The sequence below is a fragment of the Acinetobacter pengchengensis genome (assembly GCF_982235305.1).
This window is the reverse complement of the sequence record NZ_CEVATJ010000001.1, coordinates 2,171,533-2,183,545: the sequence shown is the minus strand read 5'-3', so window position 1 is coordinate 2,183,545 and position 12,013 is coordinate 2,171,533. Positions and strand designations below refer to the sequence as shown.

At 42.6% G+C, this 12,013-nt stretch carries 8 protein-coding genes; 6 read left to right on the top strand and 2 right to left on the bottom strand.

Going from position 1 to position 12,013, the window contains the following annotated elements; genetic code table 11:
• Positions 1-167: 167 nt before the first annotated feature.
• Positions 168-494, bottom strand: coding sequence for a thioredoxin (gene trxA, locus AC0T5Z_RS10595; protein WP_236093937.1), 327 nt, complete (start codon positions 492-494; stop codon positions 168-170).
• A gap of 270 nt (positions 495-764) precedes the next feature.
• On the opposite strand from trxA, the gene ppx reads away from it, so the two are divergent.
• Genes ppx through AC0T5Z_RS10570 form a run of 5 tightly spaced genes read left to right on the top strand, consistent with a single transcriptional unit; the run spans position 765 to position 5,893 of the window.
• Complete coding sequence (gene ppx / locus AC0T5Z_RS10590; RefSeq protein ID WP_435337618.1) at positions 765-2,285, top strand: exopolyphosphatase; 1,521 nt, start codon at positions 765-767, stop codon at positions 2,283-2,285.
• A 32-nt stretch (positions 2,286-2,317) separates the two neighbouring features.
• Positions 2,318-3,139 carry an acetyl-CoA carboxylase carboxyltransferase subunit alpha gene (locus AC0T5Z_RS10585; protein WP_435337617.1) on the top strand — a complete coding sequence of 274 codons (822 nt, stop codon included), beginning with the start codon at positions 2,318-2,320 and terminating at the stop codon, positions 3,137-3,139.
• Entirely contained in the window at positions 3,076-4,422 is a 1,347-nt protein-coding gene (gene tilS / locus AC0T5Z_RS10580; RefSeq protein ID WP_435337616.1) for a tRNA lysidine(34) synthetase TilS, read from the top strand. The genes AC0T5Z_RS10585 and tilS overlap by 64 nt, the downstream gene beginning before the upstream one ends.
• A 30-nt stretch (positions 4,423-4,452) precedes the next feature.
• Entirely contained in the window at positions 4,453-5,280 is an 828-nt protein-coding gene (proC, locus tag AC0T5Z_RS10575) for a pyrroline-5-carboxylate reductase (RefSeq protein ID WP_435337615.1), read from the top strand.
• 43 nt (positions 5,281-5,323) lie between these two features.
• Positions 5,324-5,893, top strand: a complete 570-nt coding sequence (locus AC0T5Z_RS10570; RefSeq protein WP_180112611.1) for a YggT family protein — start codon at positions 5,324-5,326, stop codon at positions 5,891-5,893.
• A 160-nt stretch (positions 5,894-6,053) separates the two neighbouring features.
• Here AC0T5Z_RS10570 and polA read toward each other — a convergent pair whose 3' ends face one another.
• Complete coding sequence (gene polA / locus AC0T5Z_RS10565) at positions 6,054-8,813, bottom strand: DNA polymerase I (RefSeq protein ID WP_435337614.1); 2,760 nt, start codon at positions 8,811-8,813, stop codon at positions 6,054-6,056.
• A gap of 181 nt (positions 8,814-8,994) precedes the next feature.
• Here polA and AC0T5Z_RS10560 point away from each other — a divergent pair, with 181 nt between their 5' ends.
• Positions 8,995-12,006, top strand: a complete 3,012-nt coding sequence (locus AC0T5Z_RS10560) for a DUF2339 domain-containing protein (RefSeq protein WP_435337613.1) — start codon at positions 8,995-8,997, stop codon at positions 12,004-12,006.
• The last annotated feature ends 7 nt before the right edge of the window (positions 12,007-12,013 follow it).

The following is a 12,013-nucleotide window of genomic DNA, read 5'->3' as shown; positions in this document are numbered from 1 at the left end:
GCATTTTTGTGTTGTGTCTTTTCAGAAAGAGGATGAAAGATCCTGCGTTTCCTGAGCATGCAATATAAGAGAGAAATCTCTAGTTGTCAATTTGTAGGAAAAAAAATACGCCAGTGTTTGGCGTATTTTTTTCATCATCTCTATAAATAGATGATGTATCCATCGACTTAGATATTTTCGTCAATAAACGCAGTCAATTTAGATTTAGGTGCTGCACCAACTTGCTGTGCAACCACTTCACCATTTTTGAACATCAATAAAGCTGGAATATTGCGGATGTTGTAGTTCACTGCAGTTTGTTCGCAAGAAGTCACATCAACCTTTACAATTTTAACTTTGCCTTGGTATTCGTTTGCAAGTACTTCAAGTACAGGTGCAATTGCTTTACATGGCGCACACCAGCCAGCCCAAAAGTCAACCAATACAGGAGTATCTGATTGAAGAACATCGGCTTCGAAGTTTGCATCAGTGGTGTTTACGATGTTGCCAGACATGGATTACGCTCCAAATAATTTATAAGATAGCTTTAATTAGTATTACATAGCCATCTTGAACAAAGTAGGGAATCTGTGAATTTTCCATTCAATATACAAATTTGTCCAATTGATCGTGACGATAAGGCTAAACGAAAATGCTAATTCTGTAACACAATTGTCATATATGCAGAAAATTTAAATAGTCGTTAAATTGTGCTGATAAATGGCTTTTAAATTAGGTTTATGTGAATTACTCTAGGCACAATTCTGTCTAGGTTTGTTTGAAGAATGTCTGATTTTTTAATTGATGAAGAGTTACTCGCAGCCATCGATATGGGGTCGAATAGTTTCCACTTGGCGATTGCACGGGTGGATCATGGTGAAGTAAAAAAAGTGGCATCAATGTCAGAAAAAGTACAGTTGGCTGCAGGTTTAGATGAAAATAAGAATTTGACCGAAGCAGCTCAACAACGAGGTTTGGCTTGTTTGGCGCGTTTTGTGGGGCGTTTAACTGCAGTACAGTCAAACCGTTTGCGTATTGTGGCAACTAACGCACTGCGTCAGGCCAAAAATGGACATGAGTTTATTCAAAAAGCCGCAGAAATTTTGCCTAAACCTATTGAAATTATTGCAGGGCGTGAAGAAGCCCGTTTAATTTATTTAGGCGTATCGCACACGATGGCGAATAGTGGACGTCGTTTGGTGATTGATATTGGCGGTGGTTCGACAGAATTGATTATTGGCGAAGAGTTTGAGCCAATTCATACTGAATCTTTACAAATGGGCTGTGTGGCCTATACCAAAGCCTATTTTGCCGATGGTGAAATTAGCAAGAGTAGTTTTGAAAAAGCAGTAGTTGCAGCGCGTAAAGAACTGTATTCGATTGCAAACACTTATAAAGAAGCAGGTTGGGATACGGTTGTAGGTTCAAGCGGTACCATTAAAGCCTGTCGTCAAATTACGGTAAATATGGGCTGGAGCAATGAGCAGGAAAATCTGACTCGTGAAGGTTTAGAAAAACTCAAAGACCGTTTGCTCAAGTTTAAACACGTATCAGAAATGGAATTTGATGGCCTTAAAGAAGACCGTCGAGCAGTTTTGCCAGCAGGTTTAGCAATTTTATATGCCGTATTTGATGTATTAGATATCGATAAATTGGTGTATTCCGATGGTGCCTTGCGTGAAGGTGTAATGTATGACTTGTTAGGACGTTTCCAGCATGAAGACATTCGTGATCGCAGTGTACAGGCCTTAATGGGGCGTTATAACTCAGACCCGAAACAGGCAGGACGCGTGGTCAAAACTGCGCAACATTTGTTTGATAGTGTGGCAGATTCATTAAGATTAAATAATGAAGATAGTGACTTATTGCGTCGTGCTGCGTACCTGCATGAAATTGGTTTAGCCATCAGTCACAGCAGTTATCATCGTCATGGTGCATATTTATTGCAACATTCGGACATTCCAGGGTTTTCACAAATTGACCAAAACTATCTCTCGCATTTGGTGGGCAACCATCGTCGAAAGTTGCGTCATGACGCGAAAATAGAAGCATTGAAAGCGGGTGGCAATAAAATTGTTTACTTAAGTTTGTTGCTTCGCCTTGCAGTTTTGGTCAATGCAAGTCGTAGCGATGCGATGCTTCCTGCCATTGAATTAAGCATCCGCAATGCGCAACAATGGCAGCTCAGCGTGTCGGGTGATGCCAAACAGTGGCCATTACTTGTCGCTGAATTGCACGATGAACAAGTGCAATTCAAGAATTGGGACATTGAATTGAATATTCAGTCGGAACAATTTGTCGATTAAGATTTGGTTAATTTAGGGATAACAGTCGACTTATGAAAAAAGCTGCTCAATCTAAAGCATGGAAAACCGTGCAAATTGCACGTCATCCTGAACGTCCGCAATTTCTAGACTATGTGGGTGAAATTTTCACTGAATTTGATGCCTTGCATGGTGATCGTTTATTTGGTGATGATGGGGCAATGATCGGTGGATTGGCACGCTTTGATGGTCAGCCTGTCATGGTGATAGGTCAACATCGTGGTCGCAGTACCCGCGAAAAATTACAACACAACTTTGGGATGTGTAATCCAGAAGGCTACCGTAAGGCACAGCGTCTTATGGATATGGCAGAGCGTTTTAATCTGCCAGTTTTCACTTTTGTTGATACCATGGGCGCATACCCAGGTGTAGGTGCAGAAGAACGTGGTCAGGCAGAAGCGATTGCGACTAGCTTGGCACAACTGTCGAATTTAAAAGTACCTGTAATTGCTACAGTATTGGGCGAAGGTGGTTCAGGTGGTGCTTTGGGTATTGGTGTGGCTGACCGTGTAGTGATGTTGTCACACAGTATTTACTCTGTTATTTCACCAGAAGGTTGTGCGTCTATTCTCTGGAAAACTGCAGAAAAAGCCGAACAAGCCAGTGAAGCATTGGCATTGACCGCAGAAAAACTGCAAAAGATTGGTATTGTAGAATACGTGGTTGATGAAGGTGAGGGAGCACATTTAAATCCTGTACACGTCATGCACAGTCTAAAAAATGTGTTAAAAGAAGCTTTGAATGAATTGCAAGCGATGGATGCAACACAACGATGCGAAGAACGTTACCAGCGTTTAATGAAGTTTGGCAGCGACAATTTAGGTCTAGCGTCTTAAGTCAACTACAGGCTTTTCCTGCACAGACAAAATTTTTAATTGGATGTAGTGGCGGCATGGATTCCATGTTGCTACTGCATCTTTTATCATTTTTGTGTCCTGAAAAAGTACGCGCGATTTACATTGATCACCAATTGCAAAGTCCAAGCGCAGCGTGGGGCGTGTTGGTGCAAGCCACCTGTCAGAATTTAAATGTACCGTGTGTACTGCAAAAAGTCAGTGTGTCTGAGGGTAATCTAGAAAATCAGGCACGTCAGGCGCGTTATCAGGCCTATATGCAGCACTTGGATAGCGACGAAGTTTTAGTATTGGCGCACCATCAGCAAGATCAGGCGGAAACCGTATTGCTGCGTTTGTTTTCAGGCGCAGGTGTGAAAGGACTTGCTGCCATGGAGGTTGTCGATGTACGGGATGATTTGAGCATTTGGCGTCCGTTATTGGAGGTCTCGCGTGAGCAGATTTGCCAATGGAGTGCTGAATTAAAGCTGGATTATGTGCAAGACCCTAGTAATCAGGATGTGCATTATGACCGAGCATGGGCGAGAGAAATGTTGTGGCCAGTGTTGCAACAACGTTTTCCTAGAATGCAGCAAGCTGTGGCACGTACTGCAAACTTGATGCAAGATGCCGAACATATTTTGGCCGAAGTTTTAGCGCAGGATTTAGCGGCTTGCGGTTCAGCTTCGCAGTTGAATTTAATTCAGTTACAACAATTATCTTTGCCACGGCAACGTCAGCTTTTATCGGCGTGGATGAAAGGGCAAGCACAATATCGCCCAAGTTATGATATGGTCGATCGTTTGCAGCGAGAAGTGATTCAGGCCAAAGCCGATGCACAAGCGGCGTTACATTGTCAGGATTATTATTATCTGCGTTATCAGCAACAATTATTTCGTTTGCCAAAAGCAGAGTATTTAGCTGCAGAACAGTTTGAGGCAGAAGAACAAGCGTTATGTTTACAGGCAGATCAGACTTTTCAAGTGTGGTCTGGCTGTTATCAACTGCAACAAGCCAAAGTTGGTTTATCTGCAACTTTGCTGAATCGTCGATTAACTTTACGGCCACGTTTGGGTGGTGAAAAAATTCATTTGTATGGTCGGGTGGGCACATGGCCACTGAAAAAAGCTATTCAGGAAGCACAAATTTTTCCGTGGACACGTCATACAATTCAAATATTAAGCCTAGATAATGTTATGCTAGGCGTTTTTAGCCCCAAAGGCTTTTGGCTTGCACAGTCGGACTATTGTGTCGCAGATGGATGGCAACCGAATTTAGTCTCTTAACGACAAAGAACTCAACGAAGAGCGTGGATCATGAGTGCAGTATTGAATTGTAATATTAGTTTCATTGGCGGTGGCAACATGGCGCAAGCCTTGATTGGTGGTTTGATTGCCAGAGGTTTGCCGCCTACCCGTATTACAGTTTCAGATCCTGTAGAACAAGTACGTGATTTATTGAAAGAAAAAGATGTGCATGTCACTGAGGATAATTTGGCCGCGATTGCAGATGCAGATATTGTGGTATTTGCAGTCAAACCACAGGTTTTGGCACAAGTATTGCGTCCATTGCACGGTCAGTTTGAAGATAAACTGGTGATTTCGATTGTTGCGGGCGCAGAAATTGCCACGATTTCTGAGTTATTGGGTACAGAACGTGTAGTGCGGGTAATGCCAAATACGCCTGCTTTGGTGCAAACAGGTGCACATGGTTTGTATGCAACCGAACAGGTCAATAGCACTGACCGTGAATTGGCAAGTCAGGTTTTGGCAGCGACAGGTTTAACTATTTGGGTAAACTCTGAGGCGCAAATTGATGCTGTGACTGCAGTATCTGGTTCAGGGCCAGCATATTTCTTCTATTTGATGGAAAGCATGATTCGTGCAGGCAAGAACTTAGGTTTAGATGAAAAAGTTGCGACAGCATTGACCTTGCAAACTGCTTTGGGTGCTGCGCAAATGGCAATTACCAGCTCGAATACACCTGCAGAATTACGCAAAAATGTGACTTCACCAAATGGCACGACCCAAGCTGCGATTGAAGTGTTTGATCATGCACAAATTTCACAAAATATTCAGGCGGCGTTGGCTGCTGCTAAAACGCGTAGTCAAGAATTAGCGCAAGAGTTGAGTGATAGTATTTAATTTATTGAAAAACAACGAATTTAAATTTTAGGAAAGTTTAAGTATGGGTGCAAATTCTGCGCTAATTTTTGGCATTATCATTAACGTAGCGATTTTGCTCGTATTCTTCCGTTTCCTAATGCAATTGGCAGCGGTGAGTCCTTATAACCCTGTGGTGCTTTCAACCATTAAAGCCACCAAAATTGTAGATGTATTTGGACGTATCTTTCCAACAGTTGGCAAAGGTCGGGTCAATTCTGCTGCCTTAGCTTTGTTGGTGGTGCTGTATTTACTCAAAATATTTGGTGTCATGTACTTAAATGGTGCGATGCCAAATAGTCCAATTCACTTAGTGATTCTGACTTTTGTGACTATGATTCAGGATTTAATCCGTTTCTGTCGTTATTTGATTTTTGCCACCATTATTTTAAGTTGGGTGGTGATGTTTACTCAATCTCGAGGCCCGTATATTGAAGTGATTCAAGAGTTGGCAGAGCCGTTGTTGGCACCATTTCGTCGTTTATTGCCAAACATGGGGATGATTGATTTGTCGCCTATTATTGCATTTTTGGCTTTATATATCGCTGAAATCATTATGAATCAGGTGGCGATTGTTTTGCTGACAGGCTTATAAGTCGCAATATTCCAGAACCATTAAAAAGGACTCTTGGAGTCCTTTTTAATGCTTGAAGTTTGGACTGACGACCTTAATATGTCTTTGGGAATACAAATAACCTTCACCCTGACCTTCCTTCTCGAAGAAGGAAGGTGCGGAAAAAGAGAGTGCAACGATTTTAGTGTGCTTCATCCCAGTTATTGCCTTGACCGACTTCCACTACCAATGGTACTGAAATTTCCACTACAGATTGCATGACTTCTGCCAACTTCGGCGCGAGTTCATCTGCCGCATCGCGATCGACTTCAAATACCAATTCATCGTGTACTTGCAGCAACATTTTGGCTTGCGCTTGCGGTAACATTTTGTCAACTTCAATCATCGCCATTTTAATAATATCCGCTGCAGAGCCTTGTAATGGCGCGTTAATTGCCGCACGTTCTGCCGCTTTACGTATCATCATATTACGTGCAGCAATATCTGGCGTATAGAGGCGACGGCCTAAAATAGTTTCTACAAAACCTTGTTCTAGCGCGACTTGGCGGGTGCGCTGCATATATTCATAAATACCTGGATAACGCTGGAAATATTGCTTGATGTAGTTTTGTGATTCTTCACGGGTAAACCCAAGCTGACGAATTAAGCCAAATTCAGACATGCCGTAGAGCAAACCGAAGTTTACGGCCTTAGCCTGACGACGCTGATCTGAGGTTACATCTTCTAAGGCAATACCCAAGACTTCTGCTGCAGTACGGCGGTGCACGTCTTGACCGTGGTTAAAGGCATCGAGCAGGGCATCATCTTGTGAAAAATGCGCCATTAAACGTAATTCGATTTGCGAGTAGTCGGCTGCCAATAGCACACGACCTTCAGGTGCGACAAAGGCTTTACGAATTTGACGACCAATTTCGGTACGAATGGGAATGTTTTGTAAGTTTGGATCGGTGGAAGATAAACGCCCTGTTGCAGTCAAAGCTTGGTGATAACTGGTATGCACTCGATGCGTATCGTTGTTGGCTTGTTTCAGCAAACCATCGGTATAGGTGCTTTTTAGTTTGGATAAACCACGGTAGTCTAAAATTAAGCTACTAATCGGATGCTCAATTTTCTCCAAAACACTTTCACTGGTGCTGTATTGACCTGTTGCGGTTTTCTTGCCGCCTTTGAGTCCGAGTTTATCAAATAGGATTTCACCCACTTGTTTGGGTGAGCTGACATTAAAGTTTTCACCTGCCAACTCTACAATTTGGTTTTCTAAATCTTGCATGGTTCGGGCAAAATCGACACCTAATTGATCTAAAAATTCCAGGTCAAGTTGAATGCCGTTTTCTTCCATGCAGGTCAGCACACGAGCCACAGGCATTTCAATGTTGTGCAAAATATTGACCAATTCAGGATGTTTTTGTAGCTTCGCAGACAGCACTTCATATAAACGATAGGTGACATGCGCATCTTCTGCAGCGTAGTGTGCAGCCGTTTCAATTTCAATTTGATTGAAGGTTTTTTGTTTAACGCCTTTGCCTGCAATTTGCTCATACGATGTAGTCAGGTGACTTAAATATAAACGTGCCACATCATCCATGCCGTGTCGAGTTGCAACTGAGTTGAGCACATAAGATGCCAGCATGGTATCGAAATACCAACCTTGTAAATGAATACCATGATTTTCAAGCACATGCGCATCATATTTTAAATGGTGCCCAATTTTCTCCACAGCATTATTTTCTAAAATAGGTTTGATTTGCGCCAAGATTTGATCACGGTTGAGCTGCTGTGGTGCGCCTTCATAATCATGCGCTAAAGGTACATAGTAGGCATTTTTGGCATCGAAAGCGACTGAGAAACCAACAATTTCTGCAACGCGATAATCTAGACTGGTGGTTTCGGTATCAAAGGCAAAACGCTGTGCAGTTTGCAAGCGTTGCAGCAAACTATCCCAATCCATCTGATCTAAAATGGTTTGGTATGTTGCTACTCCGAGTTGATCATCGATACTGCTTTGTGTGGCTTGATCTTCAGTTTCAATTTCATTGGCTGTCGGTGCGGCGACTGTTTGTGCAGCTTGTTGATAATTGTTGTTGTTTGGATTATTTGGATGATCAAGCGATTGTAATTGGTTACGGAATTCTAGCTCTGTATATAAATTGCGTAGGGCTTCGACATTTGGGTTTTGCAGTTTTAGATCGGCATAGCCAAAGCCTAGATCAAGATCACACACAATGCTGGCAAGTTGATGATCCAACGCAATACCATCCGCATTGTCTTTAATATTTTGTCCGACTTTGCCTTTAATGTGGTCGACATTTTCCAAAATCCCACCAATCGAGCCATATTCGGTCAGCAGTTTTGCAGCAGTTTTGGCGCCAATACCAGGCACACCCATAATGCCATCGGAAGCATCACCCATGAGCGTGAGGTAATCAATAATTTGATGTGGCCATACGCCAAACTTATCGAATACCGCCTGTATATCCATTGGCTTTTCTTTGAAGCTGTCTTCAAGGGTAACTTTTTCAGTTACCAACTGCGCCATGTCTTTATCGCCTGTAGAAATCAGCACTTGCTGTCCTTCAGCTTCAGCACGTTTGGCTAAAGTTCCTATAATATCATCGGCTTCTGCGCCTGGCAGCATGTAAAGCGGAATACCCAAAGCACGAATTAAAGCGTGTAAGTATGGGATTTGCTGAGAAAGTTCCTCAGGCATACTTGGGCGGTCACCTTTATAGATAGGCGATAATTCATGGCGAAAAGTCGGCTCAGGGGTATCAAAAATCACCGCCATGTGAGTAGGCTGAGTACGACGCATCAACTTTTGAATCGCAGAGATCGCGCCACGAATAGCATTGGTATGTAAACCAGTTGACGTGGTTAATGGTGGTAGTGCGTGAAAGGCACGAAATAGAAAATATGAGCCATCGACCAAGACAAATGGTGGCATGGATTGATTCCTCCTGCAAATAAGCAGTTTATTGTACGTGATTTTTGTAGTTGTCGCAGAAACTGATTTTAAGGCAAGTGTTGCAGACGCGCAGTTACCGAATTGTTGATGAATCCTGATTCAGATTCGTGCTGGCTGTTGTATGATCGGAGCCATGACAATATCAATAAAATGAAGAGCAATGCAGACACGGCAGAATGAAATTCGAATCATTTGGTTCATGCTATTAATCATAGTAGCAATTGGTGCATGGTGGCTCGATGTGCCGATGCTGAGTTATATCTGTGCAGTCGCTGCAGTGGTCAGTGTGATATTTTTTGTGGGACGAGTGCAGAATTCACTGGAACAGGTTGCAGAAGCGCAGTCCCAAGTACAGCGTCAAAGCTCTAAAACTCCTTTATATATCGCCACTTTTATTGCTTTTTTAGGGGTGTTGCTGGATTGGTATTTGCTGGCATCGATTGCTTTAAGTGCATGGATTTTTATGTTATTGCGATGGTTGCAGCGTTTGGAGCAAGGGCTGTATCAATTACAGCAATTACAAAGTGCTGCTAAGCTTCAGACGCATGCTCAAAAGAGCTATCCCCAAAAGGCCTATGCTCAAGAAACAAAGACTCAAACGCAATTCACAGAGCATATTTTAGCCAAAACATCTGAAGTCGATGCAAGTCTTTCATTATCTAAGGCGAATGTGGATGGGAGCGTTATATCAACAACTTCTCAACCTGAAACCATCGCTATTCAACCTGATTCCATATTATCGAGTGTGCCAAACTCTGTTCAGGAACAACCAGCTCAAGTTTCTTATTCATATCAAGATCAAGAACATCTAGATCAAAAATATTCAGCTCCAGATTTAGCTAATTCCTCAAGGTCTGCTGGCTCTTTTGCAACACAAGCGCGCACATCAAGTAATAGCTTATTGCAACAAGCCCAATTATGGCTGTTGCATGGCAATCCCGTGTTAAAAGCGGCAATTGCAGTATTACTTATTGGTGTGGTGTTGCTGTTACGTTTTGCTACTGAGCATTGGCAATTTAGTTTGGCGGTGAAACTTCTGTTCGTTTCTGGCGTGAGTGCTGCCGTGATAGTATTTGGTTATCTATTACGCAACAAAAATCGCAGCTTCGCTTTGGCGGTACAAGGTTTGGGGTTGGCAGGGTTGTGTCTGACCTTATTTTTTGCTTATTACAATTTGGTCATTCCAAATTTAGTGGTTGCCAGTCTGTGTTTTATTGTGGTGATGTTGCTCACGCTCTGGCTGAGTTTAAAACAACAATCAGTCGAACTTGCCCTCATGGCAATGCTAATTGCTTATTTCGCACCGTTTACTTTACCTGTCCGTAATGCCACAGCCATTGAATTTATTGCTTATTATTTGCTGATTAATATTTCTGTTGCCATTTTAAGTAGTTTGCGCCCGTGGAAATATTTAAATCAAATCGCATTTTTAATGACGGTTGTGGTCGGTGGCAGTTATGCCTTTTATCATGGTTATATCTTTGAACGGCAGGTGTTAACGCTACTGATTTTGGCGCATGCGGCTATTTTTATTTGGTTGGGTTTTCGCTTTAGTCAGCTTTTGGCACAGGATGATGTTGTCTCGTTTCAGCTGAAACCTATTTTAGATCTTGCCTTAATTTTTGGTGCACCCATTGTCGGTTATGCTTGTTTATATCTCATGTATTTTGAAGAAACAGCAGGGCAGGCAGCTTTTAGTTTGTTGTTTGCTGTAATTTTTGCTGGTTTGTATTGGCTGACCAAACAGCATCGGCAGACAAAATTTATTGCACAGAGTTATTTCAGTTTGATGCTGATTTTTAGTGTGTTGATTCCTCCTATTTTACTGCCTGAACAGTGGAGTGTCATCGGGTGGGCATTGCAAGGCGTGGCTGTGTTTATTTTTGCCTTTATTCAACATTCTAAAATTAGCCGTTATTTGGCATTGGGTTTGTTTGCCGTTGCGGGCTTGTCAGGGTTGTATTATTTAGTCGAGTTGCCTTATTTCGAACGCAGTATTTATTGGGTACTGAGCCTAAGTTATGCCACGGTTGTGGTGTTTTCCAACAGCCGTGCAGTATTTAGACAACAACTGAGCACCGCTACCACGAGCGTACTGTGTCTCATGATGTTGTCTGCAACCAGTTTATGGCTATGGTTAGGCTTAGACTACTTCGATGGAGAGCTTGCAACAGTACAGACGCTTTTGGCAGTGGTGGTCATCTATTTGCTCTTCAACGAAGTATTGCTTTCTCGTCAAGCGACATGGTCATGGTTATTGCCCAAATGGTTAGGTTTAACGCCTGTTTCACTCACTGCAGCAGGATTATTATTCAGCCGTAGCTATGATGGGGCAGTGCATTGGGTTTCGGGCGCTGAACGTCTGCTATTTGCCTTGTTTGCAAGTGTGCTCTGTGTCTTGTGGCTGCGTCCTATATGGACTGTCCGTAGCGACAAAGAGTGGGTGAGTTTAGGGCTGTTACCCATTTTGGCGATGGCGAGTTTAACGCTGTTTCCTCAACATCCGTATAGCAGTGTGGTGATTTTACCATTGATCTTTGCTGCGTGGTGTTGGTGGCAACAACCAGATTCAGATTGGCGCAAGTTTTGGTATGCGCGTAGCAATTTAATCTTTATGTTGATGTGGATGCTATGTTCACAACTGTTGACGGAACAAGCATTTTACGGCTATGTACTGCCTATTTTGAATCCATTTGATTTGGTCAGTATAGCCATGTTGGTGGCTATTTTGTGGATGCTGAATCTGCAACGCAAAACCAATTTAGATCAAGGCTTGACTGCGGTGATTATGGTCTTGAGTTTACTGTGGCTGAGTAGTTATGTGCTATTACGTGCCTTGCATTTGTATTTGGGAACGCCAATCAACGGGATTGCTGTTTGGCAAGATGCGACTGTGCAGCTCAGTCTGACCTTGCTTTGGGTAAGTTTAGCTTGTATCGCCATGTGGATTGCTAGTCTAAAACAATTACGTGCCTTATGGATTTTAGGCAGCAGTATTTTGGTTATTGTGACCTTGAAATTGGTACTCTTGGATTTATCTAATATTGGAACTCTCATGCGCATACTGTCATTCTTTGCTGCAGGTTTGGGCATGCTGCTAATTGCATACATCGCCCCAATTCCCGAGCTAAATCTTGCAAAAAATAACACTTCGCCGTCTTCTAAAGTTTGAGCAGATC